Source organism: Klebsiella sp. K-Nf6 (assembly GCF_002806655.1).
Lineage (GTDB): Bacteria > Pseudomonadota > Gammaproteobacteria > Enterobacterales > Enterobacteriaceae > Klebsiella > Klebsiella variicola.
Window position 1 is genome coordinate 53711 of the sequence record NZ_PIBN01000023.1, and the last position, 18816, is coordinate 72526.

The following is an 18816-nucleotide window of genomic DNA, read 5'->3' on the forward strand; positions in this document are numbered from 1 at the left end:
GGCTTTGGGTTAAACAAAAATAAAAACTATTTATCAGGAGACCAGCATGCGTATCTCTTTGGCCAGCCTGGTGGCGCTGTGCGCGCTACCGGCCGGTGTTATGGCGCAGGATGCGTCGGTTCACGACAAACCTGCCGTGCGCGGCAGCATTATCGCCAACCTGCTCCAGGACCATGATAATCCTTTCCTGCTCTATCCTTATGAGAGCAACTATCTGCTCTACACATGGACCAGTGACCTCAATAAAGAGGCGATCCGCAGCTATGACTGGGCCGAAAACGCCCGTAAAGATGAAGTGAAATTTCAGCTGAGTCTGGCGTTCCCGCTGTGGCGTGGCATCCTGGGCGATAATTCGCTGCTCGGCGCATCGTATACCCAGAAATCCTGGTGGCAGCTTTCCAACAGCAAAGAGTCGGCGCCGTTTCGCGAGACTAATTACGAACCACAGCTGTTTTTGGGCTTTGCGACTGACTATCAGTTTGCTGGCTGGACGCTGCGCGACATCGAGATGGGGTATAACCACGACTCGAATGGTCGTTCCGACCCTACCTCGCGCAGCTGGAACCGGCTTTATGCCCGCCTGATGGCGCAAAACGGCAACTGGCTGGTGGAAGTGAAGCCCTGGTACGTGGTGGGCAACACCGATGATAACCCGGATATCACCAAATATATGGGCTATTACCGGCTGAAGGTGGGTTACCAACTGGGAGAGGCGATCCTCAGCGCGCAGGGGCAATATAACTGGAACACCGGCTATGGCGGGGCGGAGCTCGGCGTGAGCTATCCCATTACCAAACATGTTCGCGCCTATACGCAGATCTACAGCGGTTACGGCGAATCGCTTATCGACTACAACTTTAATCAAACGCGCGTCGGCGTCGGGCTAATGCTCAACGATCTGTTTTAATCGTTGCACTCTGGCTCACAGGCGCTGAAAATAGCGCCTGTTTTCTTTTCAGGCAAATGGGGTCAACGTGGCACAGGCGGAAGTATTAAATCAGGAATCGCTGGCGAAGCAGGTTTTACAAGAGACCTTCGGCTACCAGCAGTTCCGTCCTGGCCAGGAAACGATTATCGAGACGGTGCTTGAGGGCCGGGACTGCCTGGTGGTCATGCCGACCGGTGGCGGCAAGTCGCTGTGCTATCAGGTGCCGGCGCTGGTCATGGGCGGTTTGACGGTGGTGGTCTCGCCGCTGATCTCGCTGATGAAGGACCAGGTCGATCAACTGCTTGCCAACGGCGTGGCGGCGGCTTGTCTGAACTCGACGCAAAGCCGTGAGCAGCAGCAGGAAGTGATGGCCGGCTGTCGCAGCGGGCAGGTTCGTCTGCTGTATATCGCGCCGGAACGGTTGATGCTGGATAACTTTCTTGAGCATCTGGCGAACTGGAACCTGGCGATGCTGGCGGTAGACGAAGCGCACTGTATCTCCCAGTGGGGCCATGATTTCCGCCCGGAATATGCCGCGCTGGGCCAGCTGCGCCAGCGGATGCCGCAGATCCCGTTTATGGCATTGACCGCCACCGCCGATGACACCACCCGCCGTGATATCGTCCGTCTGCTCGGGCTTAACGATCCGCTGATTCAGGTCAGCAGCTTCGACCGGCCGAACATCCGCTATATGCTGATGGAGAAATTCAAACCGCTCGATCAACTGATGCGCTACGTTCAGGATCAGCGCGGCAAATCGGGCATCATCTACTGCAACAGCCGCTCGAAAGTGGAAGATACCGCAGCGCGTTTGCAGAGCCGCGGCATCAGCGCAGCGGCTTACCATGCTGGTCTGGAAAACGCCGTCCGCGCCGACGTGCAGGAGAAATTCCAGCGTGACGATCTGCAGATCGTGGTGGCGACGGTGGCCTTCGGGATGGGCATCAACAAGCCGAACGTCCGTTTTGTGGTGCACTTCGATATCCCGCGCAATATTGAATCCTACTATCAGGAAACCGGCCGCGCCGGGCGTGATGGCCTGCCGGCGGAAGCGATGCTGTTTTATGATCCGGCGGATATGGCGTGGCTGCGCCGCTGTCTGGAAGAAAAGCCCGCCGGGCCGCTGCAGGATATCGAGCGGCATAAGCTGAATGCGATGGGGGCGTTTGCCGAAGCGCAAACCTGTCGTCGTCTGGTGCTACTGAACTACTTTGGCGAAGGGCGCCAGGAGCCGTGCGGCAACTGCGATATCTGTCTTGATCCGCCAAAGCAGTACGATGGCTTAATGGATGCACGCAAGGCGCTTTCAACGATTTACCGGGTGAATCAACGTTTCGGGATGGGTTACGTGGTGGAGGTCCTGCGCGGGGCCAACAACCAGCGCATCCGTGACATGGGCCACGATAAGCTCCCGGTTTACGGCATCGGCCGGGAGCAGAGCCACGAACACTGGGTGAGCGTGATCCGCCAACTGATTCATCTTGGGCTGGTGACGCAGAATATTGCTCAGCACTCCGCACTGCAGCTGACCGAAGCCGCACGACCGGTTCTGCGCGGCGAGGTGCCGCTGCAGCTCGCCGTGCCGCGTATCGTGGCGCTGAAGCCGAAGGCGATGCAGAAATCCTTTGGCGGCAATTACGACCGCAAGCTGTTTGCCAAGCTGCGTAAATTGCGTAAAGCGATCGCCGACGAAGAGAATATCCCGCCATACGTGGTCTTCAACGACGCGACGCTGATCGAGATGGCGGAACAGTCGCCACTCACCGCCGGCGAGATGCTCAGCGTCAACGGCGTGGGGACGCGCAAACTTGAGCGTTTCGGTAAAGAATTCATGGCATTGATACGTGCTCATGTCGATGGTGATGATGAGTAGTCAGCCGCGGGAAAAGGTGCCAGAATAGTTTCCCTCTTCACTATTTTCCTGCGAGTTAACTATGCTGATGCTTTTCCTCACCGTGGCGCTGGTGCATATCATTGCGCTGATGAGCCCGGGGCCGGACTTTTTCTTTGTCTCACAAACGGCCATCAGCCGCTCACGCAGAGAGGCGATGATGGGTGTGCTGGGGATCACCTGCGGCGTGATGGTCTGGGCGGGTGTTGCCCTGCTCGGCCTGAACCTGATCCTCGCGCAGATGGCGTGGCTGCATAACATCATTATGGTCGGTGGCGGCCTGTATCTGTGCTGGATGGGCTACCAGATGCTGCGCGGCGCGCTGAAAAAAGAGGCGGTGGCCTCGGCGGAGCCGCAGGTGGAGCTGGCCCGCAGTGGACGCAGCTTCGTGAAGGGATTGCTGACCAATCTGGCGAATCCGAAAGCGATTATCTATTTCGGCTCGGTGTTCTCGCTGTTCGTGGGTGACAGCGTCGGCGCTGGTGCGCGCTGGGGTATTTTCCTGCTGATTATCGTTGAGACGCTGGCCTGGTTTATGGTGGTTGCCAGCCTGTTTGCCCTGCCGGGGATGCGCCGCGGCTATCAGCGGATGGCGAAGTGGATCGATGGTATCGCCGGTACGCTGTTTGCGGGCTTCGGCATCCACCTGATTATCTCGCGTTAATCTGTATGCGGTCCTCCACCCGGACAAACCCGGGTGGAGAGAGTGTCAGTGGCGAAGCCGCTGCAGCTCATCCTCAGCCAGACCGGTCATTTCCATAATGGCTGCGTCATCAGTAATCCTCCATGCTGCGGCACGCGCTGCGCCAGCTTATATTCAGGCGTGACGGGCGGAGGCGAGCAGCGCCCCGACCAGCATAAACAGCGAACCAAAGACTTTGTTCAGTGCCTTCATCTGCTTTGGCCCTTTAATCCACGCTGAAATGCGCTGCGCCAGGGTCGCATAGCCAATCATCACAATGATATCGACGACGATGGTGGTGACACCCAGAACGAGATACTGCATCAGCTGCGGCTGGTGCGGCAGGATAAACTGTGGAAACAGAGCGGCCAGAAAAACAATGCTTTTGGGATTGGTGAGATTCACGAACACCGCGCGCTGGAACAGTTTGCCGCGCGTCTGCGCCTTCGCCAGCGTATTCAGGTCGATGGCCCCAGCCGCCCGCCATTGCTGGATCCCCAGCCAGATCAGGTAGGCTGCACCGGCCCATTTCAGCACTTCAAAGGCCAGCACCGAGCGGGAGAACAGGGTGCCGAGACCGACGCCAACCAGCACGATATGAATAACCAGACCAGTCTGCAAACCGGCAATCGACGCCGCCGCGCCGCGGTAACCGTGGTTAATGGAGGTGGTCATGGTATTAATCGCGCCGGAACCCGGCGACAGGCTGAGAATGATTGATGTCAGCAGGTAGGCGAACCACCACTCAATGGTCATGAGAAACTCCCTGATTGTCTGTTTTTATGCCACAATACGCTATTGTGTCAGCATTGTGTGATACACGGCAAAAAAACGATTTTCAGCGGTTAACAGGGGTGTAAACCCGATGTTTGGGCAGAAAAAGGACTGGGAAACACGAGAAAACGCGTTTGCGGCCTTTAGCATGGGGCCGCTGACGGATTTCTGGCGACAGCGCGAAGAGGCTGAATTTAAAGGCGTCGATGATGTACCGGTACGCTTTGTTCGCTTTTGCGCGCAAAATAACGATCGTCTGGTGCTGATTTGCCCCGGGCGCATTGAAAGCTACGTGAAGTATGCAGAAGTCGCCTACGATCTCTTTCACAGCGGCTTTGACGTGATGATTATTGACCATCGCGGCCAGGGACGCTCGGGCCGCCTGCTCTCTGATACCCACCGCGGACACGTCGTTAACTTCAGCGACTATGTCGATGACCTGGCGGCGCTCTGGCAGCAGCAGGTGGTCCCCGGACACTGGCGAAAACGGTTTATCCTCGCTCACTCTATGGGCGGGGCGATTGCCACGCTTTTTCTGCAACGTTACCAGGCGCATTGCGATGCGATTGCGCTCTGCGCGCCGATGTTCGGAATTATCATTCGGCTTCCGGACTGGATGGTGCGCCATATTCTCGACTGGGCTGAGGGCCATCAGCGCATTCGTGAAGAGTATGCCATCGGCACCGGGCGCTGGCGGGCGCTGCCTTTTGCCGTTAACGTGCTGACGCACAGTCGACAACGCTATCGTCGCAACTTGCGCTTCTATGCCGATGAACCGCGACTGCAGGTCGGCGGCCCTACCTGGCACTGGGTGCGTGAGGGCATGCTTGCCGGCGAGGAAGTATTGGCGAATGTCGAGAAAGATACGGCTCCGACGCTGCTTTTGCAGGCGGAGGAGGAGCGGGTGGTCGATAATCTGATGCACGACCGCTATTGTGAATTACGGGCCACTGCTGGCCATCCCTGTGAGGGCGGTAAGCCGCTCGTCATCAAAGGGGCATACCATGAGATCCTTTTTGAAAAGGACGATATGCGCTCAGTCGCGCTAAATGCCATCGTCGAGTTTTTCAATCGACATACTTAATCCGACGATAACGCTCGTCGCCCTGCTTAGAGGTTAACTTTTTTATGTACCAGGTTGTTGCGTCTGATTTAGACGGCACGCTGCTTTCCCCCGATCATTTCCTGACCCCGTATGCCAAAGAGACGCTGAAGCTGCTGACCGCTCGTGGGATCAATTTCGTCTTCGCCACTGGCCGTCACTACATCGACGTCGGGCAGATCCGCGATAATCTCGGCATCCGGTCGTACATGATCACCTCTAACGGCGCCCGCGTTCACGATAGCGATGGCCAGCAAATCTTCGCCCATAACCTCGACCGCGATATTGCCGCCGACCTGTTTGAGATCGTGCGTAACGACCCGAAAATCGTCACTAACGTCTATCGGGAAGACGAGTGGTATATGAACCGCCATCGTCCGGAAGAGATGCGCTTCTTCAAGGAGGCGGTGTTTAACTACAAGCTGTATGAGCCGGGCGAACTGGATCCGCAGGGGATCAGCAAAGTGTTCTTTACCTGCGAGGATCACGAGCATCTTCTGCCGCTTGAACAGGCGATGAACGCCCGCTGGGGCGATCGCGTGAACGTCAGCTTCTCCACCTTAACCTGCCTGGAAGTCATGGCGGGTGGGGTATCGAAGGGACATGCGCTGGAGGCGGTGGCGAAAATGCTTGGCTACAGTCTTTCCGATTGCATCGCCTTCGGCGACGGCATGAACGACGCCGAGATGCTGTCGATGGCCGGCAAGGGTTGCATCATGGCCAATGCCCATCAGCGGCTGAAGGATCTGCATCCGGAACTGGAAGTAATCGGCAGCAACGCCGACGATGCGGTCCCGCACTACCTGCGTAAGCTATACCTCGACTGAAAAAGATTGACGACTGACTAATTAGTGTTCAGTCGTCAACTTAACTCTTCGCTACAATGCCTGTTCTTTATCCAACGAGACGATCATTGTGGCGCTGTTAATTATCACCACTATCCTGTGGGCCTTTTCTTTTAGCCTGATTGGCGAATACCTGGCCGGTAGCGTCGACAGCTATTTTTCGGTGCTGATGCGTGTGGGCCTGGCGGCGCTGGTGTTCCTGCCTTTCCTGCGCACGCGCGGCCAGTCTCCGCGCACGATCGTGCTCTATATGCTGGTGGGCGCGATGCAGCTTGGCATCATGTATCTGCTGGCTTTCCGCGCCTATCTCTATCTGACGGTCTCGGAATTTCTGCTGTTTACCGTATTTACCCCGCTGTATATCACGCTGATCTACGACCTGCTCAGCGGACGTAAGCTGCGCTGGGGCTATCTGCTGAGCGCCGCGCTGGCGGTGCTGGGGGCGGCGATTATCCGCTATGACAAAGTCAGCGATCATTTCTGGACCGGGCTGTTACTGGTACAGCTGTCAAATCTTTGCTTCGCCATCGGTATGGTGGGGTATAAGCGTCTGATGGAGGTGCGTCCGATGCCGCAGCACAATGCCTTTGCCTGGTTCTATGTCGGGGCCTTTATCGTGGCGGTGGCGGCGTGGTTTATGCTGGGCAACCCCCAGAAGCTGCCGACCACCACGCTGCAGTGGAGCGTGCTGGTGTGGCTCGGCGTGGTGGCTTCAGGGCTGGGCTACTTTATGTGGAACTATGGCGCCACGCAGGTAGATGCCGGCACGCTGGGGATCATGAATAACGTCCATGTCCCCGCCGGGCTACTGGTTAACCTTGCCATCTGGCAGGAGCAGCCGCACTGGCCGAGCTTTATTAGCGGAGCGTTGGTGATCCTGGCCTCGCTGTGGGTACATCGCCGCTGGGTCGCTCCGCACTCCGGACAAACGGCAGATGATCGCAGGCGTGGTTCCGCGCAGAGCGAATAAACGCTTCAGTAACCGGTTGACGCTGTTCGCCATCGCGGACGGCCGCGTACAGCCGGCTCCATAATCCCTCACCCAGGGTTTTGGTGACCACCAGACCCTGGCGTTCAAAGCTTTCCACCACCCAGTGCGGCAGCGCAGCGATGCCCATCCTTGCGGCCACCATCTGGATCAATAACAGCGTGTTATCGACACTTTTCAGCTGGGGACTGATGCCGGCCGGCTGCAGGAAGTGGCGCCAGATATCGAGGCGCCCGCGCTGCACGGGATAAATCAGCAGCGTTTCCGCGGCCAGGTCCTCTGGCGTAATCAGGGTCTTCATGGCTAGCGGGTGCTCGGGCGCCAGCACCAGACGCACCTCATAATCAAACATCGGCGAGTAGTGCAGACCGCTGCGCGGCAGGATATCGGAGGTCATCACCAGATCCAGTTCGCCCTGCTGCAGCGCAGGCTGCGGGTCGAAGGTCACTCCGGAATGGAAGTCGACCTCCACGTGCGGCCAGCGGGCGCGGAAATTCTCCAGCGCCGGCGTCAGCCACTGAATGCAGCTGTGACATTCGATAGCCAGGCGCAGCCGGGTCTGCTGCGGTTCGTTACAGTCCTGCAGGGCGCGAGCGATCTGCGGCAGCACCTGATTGGCCAACTGCAGAAGAATTTCCCCTTGCGGCGTGAAACGTAGTGGCTGGCTTTTACGCACAAACAAACGGAAGCCAAGGCGCTGTTCCAGATCGCTGAACTGGTGAGACAAGGCGGACTGGGTCTGGTGCAGGGCCGCTGCCGCGCCCGCCAGTGAACCGCTGTTCCGCAACGCTTGCAGCGTTTTCAGATGTTTAATTTCGATCATGAAAGTCCTTCACTTCGCCATGAGCAATTTGCGCTTGAGGAATATACAGTAACTGCCAATTATGGATGTGTAAACATCTGGATGGCTAAAATCCTTCGTCTTTTGAATTTATGGTGCGTTGGCTGCGTTCGCTCACCCCAGTCACTTACTTCAGTAAGCTCCTGGGGATGAGCAAACTTGCCGCCTTCCCTAAATACAAAATCCTTTGGATTAATAATTAATTAGAGGAAGAACACATGACAATTATTAACCACACCCTCGGTTTTCCTCGCGTTGGCCTGCGCCGCGAGCTGAAAAAAGCGCAAGAGAGCTACTGGGCGGGCAACGCCACTCGCGAGGAGCTGCTGGCGGTAGGCCGTGAGCTGCGCGCCCGGCACTGGGAGCAGCAGAAACAGGCGGGCGTTGATCTGCTGCCGGTGGGGGATTTCGCCTGGTACGACCATGTTCTGACTACCAGCCTGCTGCTGGGCAACGTGCCGGCTCGTCATCAGAACAAAGACGGATCCATCGATATCGACACCCTGTTCCGCATTGGCCGCGGCCGCGCGCCGACTGGCGAACCGGCCGCCGCTGCGGAAATGACCAAATGGTTTAACACCAACTATCACTACATGGTGCCGGAGTTCGTGAAGGGCCAGCAGTTCAAACTGACCTGGACCCAACTGCTGGATGAAGTAGACGAAGCGCTGGCGCTGGGCCACAAGATCAAGCCCGTGCTGCTGGGGCCGGTAACGTACCTGTGGCTGGGCAAAGTGAAAGGTGAACCGTTTGACCGTCTGAGCCTGCTGAATGACATCCTGCCGGTTTACCAGCAGGTGCTGGCCGAACTGGCGAAGCGTGGCATCGAGTGGGTGCAGATTGATGAACCGGCGCTGGTGCTGGAGCTGCCGCCAGCGTGGCTGGAGGCCTTTAAACCGGCTTATGACGCCCTGCAGGGCCAGGTGAAGCTGCTGCTGACCACCTATTTTGAAGGCATTAGCGACAATCTCACGACCATTGCTGCGCTACCGGTCCAGGGGCTGCACGTCGATCTGGTGCACGGCAAAGATGATATCGCCGAACTGCATAACCGCCTGCCGGCCGACTGGCTGCTGTCCGCGGGTCTGATCAATGGGCGCAACGTCTGGCGCGCCGATCTCACCGAAAAGTATGCGCAAATTAAAGACCTCGTCGGTAAACGCGACCTCTGGGTCGCGTCATCCTGCTCTCTGCTGCATAGCCCGATCGATCTGAGCGTGGAGACGCGCCTTGATGCGGAAGTGAAGAGCTGGTTTGCTTTCGCGCTGCAGAAATGCGGCGAGCTGGCGCTGCTGCGCGATGCGCTGAACAGCGGCGATACGGCGGCGATTACCGAGTGGAGCGCGCCAATCCAGGCCCGTCGCCATTCGACCCGGGTGCACAACGCGGAAGTGGAAAAACGGCTGGCGGCGATCACTGCCCAGGACAGCCAGCGCGCCAGCCCTTATGAAGTTCGCGCTCAGGCACAGCGTCAACGCTTTAACCTGCCGGCATGGCCGACCACCACCATCGGGTCATTCCCGCAGACGACCGAGATCCGCGGCCTGCGCCTGGACTTCAAAAAGGGCAACCTGGATGCCAGTCATTATCGTACCGGGATTGCGGAACATATTAAGCAGGCGATCGTCGAGCAGGAGCGGTTAGGTTTAGACGTACTGGTGCACGGGGAAGCCGAGCGTAACGATATGGTGGAGTATTTCGGCGAACACCTGGACGGTTTCATCTTCACGCAAAACGGCTGGGTGCAGAGCTATGGTTCCCGCTGCGTGAAGCCGCCTGTGGTGATCGGCGACGTCAGCCGTCCGCAAGCGATCACCGTCGACTGGGCGAAGTACGCGCAGTCGCTGACCGACAAACCGGTGAAAGGGATGCTCACTGGACCGGTGACCATTCTGTGCTGGTCCTTCCCGCGGGAAGATGTCAGCCGTGAAACCATCGCGAAACAGATTGCGCTGGCGCTGCGTGATGAAGTGGCGGATCTGGAGGCGGCGGGGATCGGCATCATCCAGATTGATGAGCCGGCGTTGCGCGAAGGGTTACCGCTGAAGCGCAGCGACTGGGATGCCTATCTGCAGTGGGGTGTGGAAGCCTTCCGCCTTAATGCTGCGGTCGCCAAAGACGACACTCAGATCCACACCCACATGTGCTATTGCGAGTTCAACGACATCATGGACTCCATTGCCGCGCTGGATGCCGACGTGATCACCATTGAAACCTCGCGTTCCGATATGGAACTGCTGGAGTCGTTCGAAGCGTTTGAGTACCCCAATGAAATCGGGCCGGGGGTATATGATATTCACTCGCCGAACGTGCCGAGCGTGGAGTGGATCGAAGCGTTGCTGGCAAAAGCCGCGCAGCGTATCCCGGCGGAGCGGCTGTGGGTTAACCCGGACTGTGGCCTGAAAACTCGCGGCTGGCCGGAAACCCGCGCCGCGCTGGCGAATATGGTGCAAGCGGCACAGAATCTGCGCGAATCCGCCTGATAGTCAGGCGAAAAATAATAAGGAGGCATTTGCCTCCTTTTTTTGCATCGGGTGATTATCCTTTTTTACCGCCATACTGGGCAAACCACGCGAGCATTCGCTGCCAGCCGTCTTTGGCTGACTCTTCATGGTAGCTGGCGCGATAGTCGGCGTTAAAGGCATGATCGGCTTCGGGATAGACCACGATTTCCGCTGTGGCATTCGCCGCCCGCAGCGCCTGACGCATGGTCTCGATGGTGTCCTGTGGAATACTGGCGTCTCTAGCGCCGTACAGACCAAGTACCGGGGCGTTGAGATCGACAGCGATATCTACCGGATGCTTCGGTGAATTCAGCGATTTTTCTCCCACCAGCTTGCCGTACCAGGCCACGCCTGCCTTCAGCTGCGGGTTATGCGCGGCATACAGCCAGGTAATGCGTCCGCCCCAGCAGAAGCCGGTGATTAGCAGACGATGGGCATCGCCGCCGTGGCGCGCCGCCCAGCTGGCGACATGGTCGAGATCCGCCAGCACCTGCGCGTCCGGCACCTTGGTAACCAGCTCTTTGAACAGGGTCGGGATATCGTGGTACTCATTCGGATCGCCCTGACGGAAGTACAATTCAGGCGCAATAGCCAGATAGCCTTCCTGCGCCAGGCGGCGACAAAGATCGCGAATATGTTCATGCACGCCGAAAATTTCCTGTACCACGATAACGATCGGCAGCGGACCGTCGGCATTTTTCGGGCGGGCGTGGTAGGCCGGCATGTTTTCACCTTGGGAGGGAATAGACGTCTCTCCGGCGATAATATGCTCTTCCGGCGTATGAACGGCGGTGGCGGCGTGTGGTGAAGCAGCAGGTGCGAATCCAGGTTGTTTGGTGGTGGTCATGGTATTCTCCGTACCCTTATTTATTAGCGCATCAGTAACTATAGACCCTTTGCCTTTAGTGCGGGCGGTAATAAAGCACAGTGCCTGAAAGCGGCTATCTTTTGTTCTGTGACGATGAATATAACTTGTTAATGTGATGTGTATCACTATTTACTGAAAAACAACTGCAATCATTATTGGTCTTGGTGACTATCATCACAAAAAGATGCCAGGGGCTTCGGTACAGTACCGTTTTGCTTCTGCTGATAATTCGACCCACAGAGGAGTTTTTTATGTCCAAGTCTGATGTTTTTCATCTCGGCCTCACCAAGAACGATTTACAAGGGGCTACGCTGGCTATCGTCCCTGGCGATCCGGAGCGTGTGGAAAAGATCGCCGCGCTGATGGATAAGCCGGTTAAGCTGGCATCCCACCGCGAATTTACCTCCTGGCGCGCGGAGCTGGACGGCAAACCGGTGATCGTCTGTTCTACCGGCATCGGCGGCCCGTCGACTTCTATCGCCGTGGAAGAGCTGGCGCAGCTGGGCGTGCGTACCTTCCTGCGTATCGGCACCACCGGCGCGATTCAACCGCACATTAACGTTGGCGATGTGCTGGTCACGACCGCTTCCGTTCGCCTGGACGGCGCCAGCCTGCACTTTGCGCCGATGGAGTTCCCGGCCGTCGCAGACTTCGCCTGCACCACCGCGCTGGTGGAAGCGGCGAAATCTATTGGTGCCACCACCCATATCGGCGTGACCGCCTCTTCGGATACCTTCTACCCAGGCCAGGAGCGTTACGACACCTTCTCCGGCCGCGTGGTGAGCCGCTTCAAGGGCTCAATGGAAGAGTGGCAGGCAATGGGCGTGATGAACTATGAAATGGAATCCGCCACGCTGCTGACCATGTGCGCGAGCCAGGGCCTGCGTGCCGGGATGGTAGCTGGGGTTATCGTTAACCGTACCCAGCAAGAGATCCCTAACGCCGAAACCATGAAGCAAACCGAAAGCCACGCGGTCAAAATCGTCGTGGAAGCGGCGCGCCGTCTGCTGTAATTCAACACCTTCTCTTTCAGGCCGGATCCTCCGGCCTTTCTTTTTTGCGTCGCTCCTCGCAGGAAATTCCTTTTAAACTGGACGTTTGTACAGCACAATTCTATTTTGTGCCATCAGGTTATCGCAGGGGGCGTCGTGGATCTCTCAATCATTATCAGCGCGGTTATCGCACTGGCTGCCGGGTTAATGGTCGGCTGGCTGGCAACCAAAGCGCGCGCCGACCAAATCCGGGCCGATCTGATCGAGGAGCGGCGAGAGCTGGATATTGAGCTGAGCGCCGCCCGTCAGCAGCTGGTGCAGGAGGCCCACTGGCGTGAGGAGTGCGAGCTGCTGAACAATGAGCTGCGCAGTCTGCGGGATATCAATACCTCGCTGGAGGCTGATCTGCGTGAAGTCACCACCCGGCTCGAATCCACCCAACTGCATGCGGAAGATAAGATCCGTCAGATGGTTAACAGCGAGCAGCGCCTGAGCGAGCAGTTTGAAAACCTCGCCAACCGCATTTTCGAACACAGCAACCGGCGCGTCGATGAGCAAAATCGCCAGAGCCTGCATGGCCTGCTGACCCCGCTGCGCGAACAGCTCGATGGGTTCCGTCGCCAGGTGCAGGAGAGCTTTGGCCAGGAGGCGCGGGAAAGGCACACCCTGGCGCATGAGATCCGCAATCTGCAGCAGCTGAACGCGCAGATGGCGCAGGAGGCGCTGAACCTGACCAAAGCGCTGAAGGGTGATAACAAAACCCAGGGCAACTGGGGGGAAGTCGTTTTAACCCGCGTGCTGGAGGCCTCCGGCCTGCGCGAAGGCTATGAGTACCAGACTCAGGTTAGCATCGAGACCGACAACCGCTCGCGGATGCAGCCGGACGTTATCGTGCGCCTGCCGCAGGGCAAAGACGTCGTTATCGATGCCAAAATGACCCTGGTCGCCTATGAACGCTATTTCAACGCCGAAGACGACTACACCCGCGAAGTCGCGCTGCAGGAACATCTTGCCTCGGTGCGAAACCATATTCGCCTGTTGGGACGCAAGGATTATCAACAGCTGCCGGGCCTGCGATCTCTTGACTACGTGCTGATGTTTATTCCCGTCGAGCCGGCTTTCCTGCTGGCCATCGACCGTCAGCCCGAACTCATCAGCGAGGCGTTGCAAAATAATATCATGCTGGTCAGCCCGACGACGCTGCTGGTAGCCCTGCGTACTATCGCCAATCTGTGGCGCTATGAGCATCAGAGCCGCAACGCGCAGAAGATCGCCGAGCGGGCGGGGCGCCTTTACGACAAAATGCGCTTGTTTGTGGATGATATGTCCGCCATCGGCCAGAGTCTGGATAAGGCGCAAGAGAACTATCGCCAGGCGATGAAAAAGCTCGCTTCCGGGCGCGGGAATCTGCTGGCCCAGGCGGAGGCCTTTCGCGGCCTGGGGGTGGAGGTGAAGCGCGGGATAAATCCTGATTTAGTCGAACAAGCCACTGCCCAGGACGATGAATATCGTCTCGAAGAGGAGGATAACCTCCCGGAAAATGACGCATTTTCACCCGACTCTGCCGAGGCGTTGCATAATCGGGAGGCGGCTCCGCCACGCTGAAACGTATGGGAAATGCGCTGAATCTGATACACTCAGTGAACATTTTCTTGAAAAGCAAGCAGGCATAGAGATGGTTGAGGATTCACAAGAAACGACGCACTTTGGCTTTCAGACGGTCGCTAAAGAGCAGAAACAGGACATGGTGGCGCATGTATTCCATTCTGTCGCGGCAAAGTATGATGTGATGAACGACTTGATGTCGTTCGGTATCCATCGTTTGTGGAAGCGTTTCACCATCGACTGCAGCGGCGTACGTCGCGGGCAGACCGTGCTGGATCTGGCGGGGGGGACCGGCGATTTGACGGCCAAGTTCTCCCGTCTGGTAGGGGAAACCGGTCGCGTCATGCTTGCTGATATCAATGATTCCATGCTCAAAATGGGCCGCGAAAAGCTGCGCAATATCGGCATCGTGGGTAACGTTGAGTATGTTCAGGCCAACGCGGAAGCCCTGCCGTTTGCTGATAACACCTTCGACTGCATCACCATCTCTTTCGGTCTGCGTAACGTGACCGATAAAGAAAAAGCGCTGCGTTCGATGTACCGCGTGCTGAAGCCGGGCGGACGTCTGCTGGTGCTGGAGTTTTCTAAACCGATTATCGAACCGCTCAGCAAAGCCTACGACGCTTACTCCTTCCATATCCTGCCGAAGGTGGGGGAACTGGTGGCAAAAGACGGCGACAGCTATCGCTATCTGGCAGAATCTATCCGTATGCACCCGGATCAGGAAACCCTGAAAGGGATGATGCAGGATGCCGGTTTTGAAAGTGTCGACTATCACAACCTGACGGCGGGTATCGTTGCCTTGCATCGCGGTTACAAGTTCTGACAGGAGGGACGCTATGCCTTTCACACCCCTGGTGACCGCTGGCATTGAAACGGCGCTGAATACTTTTCTCTGGCGCGACAAGGCGCTAAAACCAGCCCGTCAGCGCCTGCTGGGTAAGGTATTGCGAGTTCAACTGCAGGACTTTTCCACCCCGATCGTACTGGCGTTCAGCGAACGCCAGATAGATGTCCTGAGTGCCTGGGAGGGTGAGGCCGACTGCACTGTGATTACCCGGCTCAGCGTGCTGCCCAAACTGCGTAATCGTCAGCAGCTCACGGCGCTTATTCGTAGCGGCGATCTGGAAGTGCAGGGCGATCTGCAAGTGGTGCAGAACATGGTCTCCCTGTGCGATCTGGCGGAGTTCGATCCCGCTGAATTGCTGGCGCCTTATACCGGCGATATCGTGGCTGAAGGTGTCGGCAAAGCCCTCCGCGGCGGCGCTCAGTTTCTACTGAAGGGTGCGCAGCGCCAGCAGCGCTATGTCGCGGAAGCGATCACTGAAGAGTGGCGACTGGCGCCTGGGCCGCTGGAGCTGGCATGGTTTGCGGAAGAAACGACGGCTATTGAACGCGCGCTGGCCGCACTGGAAAAACGGCTGGAAACGCTGGAGGGCAAATGACGCCAGGAGAATTACGGCGCCTGTATTTCATCATCCACACCTTTTTGAGCTACGGGCTCGATGAGCTCATCCCCAAAATTCGTCTCACGCTGCCGCTGCGTATCTGGCGGCGGATGCTGTTCTGGATGCCAAATCGTCATCAAGACCAACCTCTTGGCACCCGTCTCCGCCTGGCGCTTCAGGAGCTGGGGCCGGTGTGGATTAAATTTGGCCAGATGCTTTCCACGCGGCGGGATCTCTTCCCGCCGCAAATCGCCGATCAGCTGGCGCTGTTGCAGGACCGCGTGGCTCCCTTTGAAGGAAAGCTCGCGCAGCAGCAGATAGAGAAAGCGATGGGTGGCCTGCCGGTGGAAGCTTGGTTTGATGATTTCTCCGTAGAGCCGTTAGCCTCGGCGTCCATCGCCCAGGTGCATACCGCGCGTCTGAAAGAGAATGGCAAAGAGGTGGTTATCAAGGTTATCCGCCCGGATATTTTGCCGATCATTAAAGCGGACATGAAGCTCATCTACCGCCTGGCGCGCTGGGTGCCTCGTCTGCTGCCTGACGGCCGTCGTCTGCGCCCGCAGGAGGTGGTCCGCGAGTATGAAAAAACGCTGCTGGACGAGCTGAACCTGTTGCGGGAATCCGCCAACGCCATTCAGCTACGGCGTAATTTCGAAGACAGCCCGATGCTGTATGTGCCGGAGGTTTACCCCGATTACTGCAGCGAAAGCATGATGGTGATGGAGCGCATCTACGGTATCCCGGTGTCCGACGTGGAGGCGCTGGAGGCCCAGGGGACCAATATGCAACTGCTGGCGGAGCGGGGCGTGCAGGTCTTCTTTACCCAGGTGTTCCGCGACAGCTTTTTCCATGCCGATATGCACCCTGGCAACATATTCGTTAGCTACGAGCACCCGGAAGATCCGCAGTATATCGGCATCGACTGCGGTATTGTCGGCTCGCTGAACAAAGAAGATAAGCGCTATCTGGCGGAAAACTTTATCGCCTTCTTCAACCGCGATTATCGTAAGGTGGCCGAGCTGCACGTGGACTCCGGTTGGGTACCGCCCGATACCAACGTCGAAGAGTTTGAGTTCGCGATCCGCACGGTTTGCGAGCCGATCTTTGAGAAGCCGCTGGCGGAGATCTCCTTCGGTCACGTGCTGCTTAACCTGTTCAACACTGCGCGGCGCTTCAATATGGAAGTCCAGCCGCAGCTCGTTTTGCTGCAGAAGACATTACTTTACGTAGAAGGGGTAGGCCGGCAGCTCTATCCTCAGTTAGACTTGTGGAAAACGGCGAAGCCTTTCCTCGAGTCGTGGATCAAAGATCAGGTCGGCATTCCGGCGCTGGTGCGCGCGTTTAAAGACAAAGCGCCGTTCTGGATCGAAAGAATGCCCGAAATACCTGAGCTGGTGTATCAGAGCCTGCAGCAGAGCAAACAGCTGCAGACCAGCGTCGATACCATCGTGCGGGATATGCATGTGCGTCATGTCCGCCAGGGGCAGTCCCGTTATCTGTTTGGTATAGGCGCGGTTTTATTGCTCAGTGGTACGCTGCTCTTTATCCATCGCCCTGAGTGGGGAATGATGCCCGGCTGGCTGATGGCCGGCGGTATCGTCACCTGGCTGATTGGCTGGCGGAAAACCCACTGATCGGTTCGCCTCTTCATGACGCAGGCTAATTTGCGCAAAATCATGCCAGTCGCCTGACGAAGAGGCGGCTTGCAGGATGGCGTGTATAATGCGTCCACACAAATCATCATCTGTCATAGGGGAACGTGTATGGGTGGTATCAGTATTTGGCAGTTATTAATTGTTGTCGTCATCGTAGTTCTGCTTTTTGGGACGAAGAAGCTGAGCTCACTGGGGTCAGACTTAGGGGCATCGATCAAAGGCTTTAAAAAAGCCATGAGTGATGATGATAAACCCGAAAAGTCGGCACCAGACGCAGATTTCACGGCGAAAACCATCGCCGATAAACAGGATGATGCAAAAAAAGACGAGACAAAACGCCACGACAAAGAGCAGGTGTAACTCGTGTTCGATATTGGTTTTAGTGAACTACTGCTGGTGTTTGTTATTGGCCTCATTGTTCTGGGGCCACAGCGGCTCCCCGTAGCGGTTAAAACGGTAGTTGGCTGGATCCGTACGCTACGGTCGCTGGCGACCACGGTACAAAATGAGCTGGCCCAGGAGCTAAAACTGCAGGAGTTCCAGGAGAGCCTCAAAAAGGTGGAAAAGGCCAGCCTGAACAACCTGACGCCGGAGCTGAAAGCCTCCATGGATGAACTGCGCGAGGCCGCAGAGTCGATGAAGCGTTCCTATAGCGCCCACGATCCTGAAAAGGCCAGCGACGAAGCCAATACCATCCATAATCCGGTGGTGAAAGGCAGCGAAGCGCAACGGCAGGACGTCACGCCGGCGACGGCAGAGCATCAGGCTAGCGCTCCGGCTCATGCGCCGGAGCCAGTTGTCGATGAGCAACCCGCTTCACCGGCTGACCTTCCGGCAGAGAAAACCCCCGCGACTGCGGCAGCTCCGCATTCTTCCCCCGCATCGAGTGATAAACCGTAAACATGGGCGTAGACGATACTCAACCGTTAATTTCGCATCTGATTGAGCTGCGCAAGCGTCTGCTCAACAGCATCATTGCTATCCTGGTGATCTTCCTGGCGCTGGTCTATTTCGCCAATGATATCTATCAGCTGGTCTCGGCTCCGCTTATCAGCAAGATGCCGGTGGGCGCGACGATGATCGCCACTGATGTCGCTTCACCTTTCTTTACGCCGATAAAGCTGACCTTCATGGTGTCGGTGATCCTGTCAGTGCCGATTATTCTTTATCAGGTATGGGCCTTCGTCGCGCCGGCGCTGTATAAGCACGAGCGCCGGCTGGTGGTGCCCTTACTGGTCTCCAGTACGCTGCTGTTCTATATCGGCATGGCTTTCGCTTATTTTGTCGTGTTTCCGCTGGCGTTCGGCTTCCTGACCCATGCTGCTCCGGAGGGGGTGCTGGTCTCGACCGATATCCGCAGCTATCTCGACTTCGTGATGGCGCTGTTTATGGCGTTCGGGGTCTCTTTTGAGGTACCGGTCGCCATTGTGCTGCTCTGCTGGATGGGCGTTACCACGCCGGAAGAACTGCGCAAAAAACGGCCGTATGTGCTGGTGGGCGCCTTCGTGGTGGGCATGCTGCTGACGCCGCCGGACGTATTCTCGCAGACGCTGCTGGCCATTCCGATGTACTGTCTGTTTGAAGTAGGCGTGTTCTTCGCCCGCTTCTACACCGGGAAGCGCCAGACGCGTGATGACGATGCCGCGGCCGAAGCTGAAGCCGCAGAGCACAGAGAAGAGTAATACCGCCAACC

General features: G+C 57.3%; 18 protein-coding genes and 1 pseudogene. 15 read left to right on the plus strand and 4 right to left on the minus strand.

The annotated features are described in order from the left end of the window. Positions 1–46: 46 nt before the first annotated feature. The 3 genes from pldA to rhtC all read left to right on the plus strand — a co-directional run bounded on the left by pldA (position 47) and on the right by rhtC (position 3483). Positions 47–907: a phospholipase A gene (pldA, locus tag CWM61_RS26270; RefSeq protein WP_061156186.1), complete on the plus strand. Its 861-nt coding sequence runs from the start codon at positions 47–49 to the stop codon at positions 905–907. A gap of 67 nt (positions 908–974) precedes the next feature. Next, positions 975–2801 carry an ATP-dependent DNA helicase RecQ gene (gene recQ, locus CWM61_RS26275; RefSeq protein WP_012543233.1) on the plus strand — a complete coding sequence of 609 codons (1827 nt, stop codon included), beginning with the start codon at positions 975–977 and terminating at the stop codon, positions 2799–2801. A gap of 61 nt (positions 2802–2862) precedes the next feature. Continuing rightward, positions 2863–3483, plus strand: a complete 621-nt coding sequence (gene rhtC / locus CWM61_RS26280; protein WP_061156184.1) for a threonine export protein RhtC — start codon at positions 2863–2865, stop codon at positions 3481–3483. Between the two features lie 45 nt (positions 3484–3528). Here the strand turns inward: rhtC and CWM61_RS30265 are convergent. Both CWM61_RS30265 and rhtB read right to left on the minus strand, forming a co-directional pair. Continuing rightward, positions 3529–3603, minus strand: a pseudogene (locus CWM61_RS30265) (hypothetical protein); the annotation flags it as partial. Between the two features lie 33 nt (positions 3604–3636). Beyond that, positions 3637–4257: a homoserine/homoserine lactone efflux protein gene (rhtB, locus tag CWM61_RS26285; RefSeq protein WP_074387406.1), complete on the minus strand. Its 621-nt coding sequence runs from the start codon at positions 4255–4257 to the stop codon at positions 3637–3639. Positions 4258–4366: 109 nt separating this feature from the next. Here rhtB and pldB point away from each other — a divergent pair, with 109 nt between their 5' ends. From pldB to CWM61_RS26300, 3 genes are all read left to right on the plus strand, one after another. Further along, on the plus strand, positions 4367–5359 hold the full coding sequence (gene pldB, locus CWM61_RS26290; RefSeq protein ID WP_061156182.1) for a lysophospholipase L2: 993 nt from the start codon (positions 4367–4369) through the stop codon (positions 5357–5359). Positions 5360–5403: 44 nt separating this feature from the next. Beyond that, entirely contained in the window at positions 5404–6204 is an 801-nt protein-coding gene (yigL, locus tag CWM61_RS26295) for a sugar/pyridoxal phosphate phosphatase YigL (protein WP_017899394.1), read from the plus strand. Between the two features lie 88 nt (positions 6205–6292). Next, positions 6293–7192, plus strand: coding sequence for a carboxylate/amino acid/amine transporter (locus tag CWM61_RS26300; protein WP_012969187.1), 900 nt, complete (start codon positions 6293–6295; stop codon positions 7190–7192). On the opposite strand, the gene metR is transcribed toward CWM61_RS26300, so the two are convergent. Beyond that, positions 7080–8033 carry an HTH-type transcriptional regulator MetR gene (metR, locus tag CWM61_RS26305; protein WP_071839141.1) on the minus strand — a complete coding sequence of 318 codons (954 nt, stop codon included), beginning with the start codon at positions 8031–8033 and terminating at the stop codon, positions 7080–7082. The genes CWM61_RS26300 and metR overlap by 113 nt on opposite strands. A gap of 236 nt (positions 8034–8269) precedes the next feature. Between metR and metE the strand changes: the two genes are divergently transcribed. Further along, positions 8270–10534, plus strand: coding sequence for a 5-methyltetrahydropteroyltriglutamate--homocysteine S-methyltransferase (gene metE, locus CWM61_RS26310; protein WP_074387405.1), 2265 nt, complete (start codon positions 8270–8272; stop codon positions 10532–10534). 55 nt (positions 10535–10589) lie between these two features. Here the strand turns inward: metE and CWM61_RS26315 are convergent, their stop codons facing one another. Continuing rightward, positions 10590–11402: a dienelactone hydrolase family protein gene (locus CWM61_RS26315; protein ID WP_074387404.1), complete on the minus strand. Its 813-nt coding sequence runs from the start codon at positions 11400–11402 to the stop codon at positions 10590–10592. Between the two features lie 272 nt (positions 11403–11674). On the opposite strand from CWM61_RS26315, the gene udp reads away from it, so the two are divergent. The 8 genes from udp (at position 11675) to tatC (ending at position 18805) form a co-directional block, all read left to right on the plus strand. Next, entirely contained in the window at positions 11675–12436 is a 762-nt protein-coding gene (gene udp / locus CWM61_RS26320; protein ID WP_002883419.1) for a uridine phosphorylase, read from the plus strand. 135 nt (positions 12437–12571) lie between these two features. Continuing rightward, entirely contained in the window at positions 12572–14020 is a 1449-nt protein-coding gene (gene rmuC / locus CWM61_RS26325) for a DNA recombination protein RmuC (RefSeq protein WP_074387403.1), read from the plus strand. A 70-nt stretch (positions 14021–14090) separates the two neighbouring features. Next, complete coding sequence (ubiE, locus tag CWM61_RS26330; RefSeq protein ID WP_008807935.1) at positions 14091–14846, plus strand: bifunctional demethylmenaquinone methyltransferase/2-methoxy-6-polyprenyl-1,4-benzoquinol methylase UbiE; 756 nt, start codon at positions 14091–14093, stop codon at positions 14844–14846. Between the two features lie 13 nt (positions 14847–14859). After that, the gene (gene ubiJ / locus CWM61_RS26335; protein WP_061156175.1) at positions 14860–15465 is read left to right on the plus strand and encodes a ubiquinone biosynthesis protein UbiJ; all 606 of its coding nucleotides are present in this window, start codon (positions 14860–14862) and stop codon (positions 15463–15465) included. Beyond that, positions 15462–17102 (plus strand): ubiquinone biosynthesis regulatory protein kinase UbiB, encoded by a 1641-nt coding sequence (gene ubiB, locus CWM61_RS26340; RefSeq protein ID WP_061156174.1) that lies wholly within the window; start codon positions 15462–15464, stop codon positions 17100–17102. Before ubiJ ends, ubiB begins: the two co-directional genes overlap by 4 nt. A gap of 129 nt (positions 17103–17231) precedes the next feature. Next, positions 17232–17483, plus strand: a complete 252-nt coding sequence (gene tatA, locus CWM61_RS26345; protein ID WP_002883425.1) for a Sec-independent protein translocase subunit TatA — start codon at positions 17232–17234, stop codon at positions 17481–17483. 3 nt (positions 17484–17486) lie between these two features. Next, positions 17487–18023, plus strand: coding sequence for a Sec-independent protein translocase protein TatB (tatB, locus tag CWM61_RS26350; RefSeq protein WP_074387402.1), 537 nt, complete (start codon positions 17487–17489; stop codon positions 18021–18023). Positions 18024–18025: 2 nt separating this feature from the next. After that, positions 18026–18805, plus strand: coding sequence for a Sec-independent protein translocase subunit TatC (gene tatC, locus CWM61_RS26355; protein WP_074387401.1), 780 nt, complete (start codon positions 18026–18028; stop codon positions 18803–18805). Positions 18806–18816 lie beyond the last annotated feature (11 nt).